The organism is Mesorhizobium sp. M7A.F.Ca.CA.002.04.1.1 (genome assembly GCF_004022805.1).
Taxonomy (GTDB): domain Bacteria; phylum Pseudomonadota; class Alphaproteobacteria; order Rhizobiales; family Rhizobiaceae; genus Mesorhizobium; species Mesorhizobium ciceri.
In genome coordinates this window covers 1-2216 of the sequence record NZ_RZPL01000860.1, presented here as the reverse complement: position 1 = coordinate 2216, position 2216 = coordinate 1, and the positions used below count along the sequence as shown (strand labels likewise).

The 2216-nt window shown below is 60.9% G+C and carries 2 protein-coding genes and 1 pseudogene; all 3 read right to left on the bottom strand.

Annotated features, from left to right (window positions below; translation table 11 throughout):
* Nucleotides 1-203, bottom strand: a pseudogene (locus ENZ75_RS34770) (energy transducer TonB); the annotation flags it as partial.
* A 1-nt stretch (nt 204) separates the two neighbouring features.
* Nucleotides 205-648 (bottom strand): hypothetical protein, encoded by a 444-nt coding sequence (locus ENZ75_RS29565; RefSeq protein ID WP_063168170.1) that lies wholly within the window; start codon nt 646-648, stop codon nt 205-207.
* Nucleotides 649-653: 5 nt separating this feature from the next.
* The coding region (locus ENZ75_RS29560; RefSeq protein WP_128278537.1) for a TonB-dependent receptor at nt 654-2216 on the bottom strand (1563 nt) is incomplete at its 5' end.

The following is a 2216-nucleotide window of genomic DNA, read 5'->3' as shown; positions in this document are numbered from 1 at the left end:
AGCGCGAGCGGCTCGGTTGGCTCTATCGCCAGCTCGGCGCCGGCTTCGGAAAGGGGGCTGATATCCTGCATGTCTCGCCGCGAGACCTGCAGCGACAAGAGCAGAATTGTCAAATCAAGATCGTTCGCTCGCAGCGGCAGTCGGCAGTGGCCGGCAGCCGGCCACACCGTTTTGTTTTGCAGGAATGCGGGATGCAGTCCCACCTCAGACGCCGAAGGCGATACCGGTCTTGGTGTCCGTCTTCAGCTTGCGCATGCAGGCGTTCGGTTCGACGCCGGTACCGGTGCATTCGGTCGCGCTGTTGATCAGCACGCGGCTGACTTTCGAGCACTCGGTGCCGGCCAGATCGAAACGCGTCACCTTGGTCTTGCCGGCCGGCAATTCCTTGAAATCGAGCACGGTCAGCCGGTCGACGACGCCTGCCTCGTTGAACAAGGCGATCTCGAAGGCAGCCTTGGACAGGTCGGCGCCGAGATTGTTGTTGACCACGAACCTCAGGCGGCAACCCTTGTCGGAAGGTTGCGCGCCATTGAGTTCCAGGGTGAGCGTGGGGGCCGGCGCGGACTCTTGCGCCCACGCCGAAACCATCGCAAGCGACATCGCCAGCATCGAGGTCAGCAGACGAAGGGGTGTCGTCAAGCTCGTCATGGCAATCAGCCTCCAAACCGCATCGTTGCCGCCAGCTTCAGCGTTATGCCGGGCTCGTAGGCCGCGAAAACCGGCTGCGGCGGCTGGCCAGCCGTGGTCAGGTTAAGCGGGTTGGCGTATTTGACATCGAACAGATTGTCGGCGCGGAAATCAATCTTCAAATTGTCCGTCGCCTGGTAGCTGGCAAAGGCATTGACCAGCGTGTAGTCCTCGGCGATCGGATTGCCCTTGGGCTTGCCATTGTATTGCACTTCGCCGCCGACGGTCAGCTTGTCCTCGAGGAAGCGCAAGCCGAGCTGCGCGGTGACCTGGGATGATGGGATCGTGGCGAGATCCGCTTCCACACCCTTGTAGGAAATGGTGTGACCATTGGTGATTGAAGCCGAGAGGCCGGCATAGCCCCATCCGGCATCATAGACGCCCTCCAGTTCGAAGCCGTCGATCTTGGCCTTGGCAAAATTCTGGTACTGGAAGCATATCGGGATACCGGGTCCGCTCGGGCAACCGGCTGTCGGGTCAAACCGCGACAGGGTAACGCCATCGATGTAATCTTCGACATCATTGTTGAAATACGCTGCCTTGATGCGCAGCGCATCGCCGGCTTCGAGGATGTCGTTCTGCTTGTAGTTGACGCCGAATTCGACGGTCTTTCCAGTCTCCGGCCGCAGATTGGGATTGGGCAGGAACGGAAAGCTGACGCCTGCCGGATGATTGCCGCTGATCAGCGTCTCGGCGATCGATGGCGAGCGATAGCCCTCGGCATAGGTGCCATAAAACTGAAGGCCGGCAAGGCCTGCGGATTCGAACGGGGAGACGCCGACGGTGATGCGCGGCGATACCCTGTCGCCGGAAATGTCGTGGGTGTCATCTTTGAGACTGTAGTTGTCGTAACGCAGCCCGGCGATGACTTCGAGCCACTCCCAGGTGAGCTTGTCCTGGACATAGGCGCCCGAAACGTTGCGCTTGCCCGAAGGCGTGTAGAAACTGTCGCCACCAGCCGCGCCGCCGGTCTCGACGTTATCGCCGACCCAGTCGCCGCCATAGGTCAGCTCGTGCGCGATCCCACTCGTCTCGAACCGGGACGTGTTCCAGATGTCGATGCCGGTGGTGCCGACGTCGAATGTCGACTGCGATCCCGCCGGCAAGACAACGGGAAGGCCGGTGACCGGATCAAAGCGGTTTTGCGGGACAAGGCTGGTCAGATCGAGGTTGGTCTTGTTGTAGGAGGTGTTGATGTGGAGATCGAGCCAGCTCTTGTCCTCATCCGTGATGTTGTAGCGCGCCGTGAAGGTGTTCGACTTCAGGTCGACGTCATTGACCGGCGCACCGCCGCTGATCTCGTTCCAGCCATCGCTTGAGCCGACCCAGCCGAGCTTCAGTTCGCTGTTGTCGGTCGGGCGTATGCTGGTCTTGAGCAGTCCGCTCAGCACGTCGAAGCCGGTGCCCTTGACGGTGTCGCCGCCGCCATCCTTGTAGTCGTCATAGTCGCGGTAGACGATGTTGCCCAGCACGTCCCAATTCTCGTTAATGCGGTAGGCGCCGGATGCACTTGTGGTCCAGCCCTTGCC

What these genes read in the sequence shown, in the direction of transcription:
- ENZ75_RS29565 (WP_063168170.1), bottom strand. Translation starts at nt 648, where the DNA reads ATGACGAGCTTGACGACACCCCTTCGTCTGCTGACCTCGATGCTGGCG.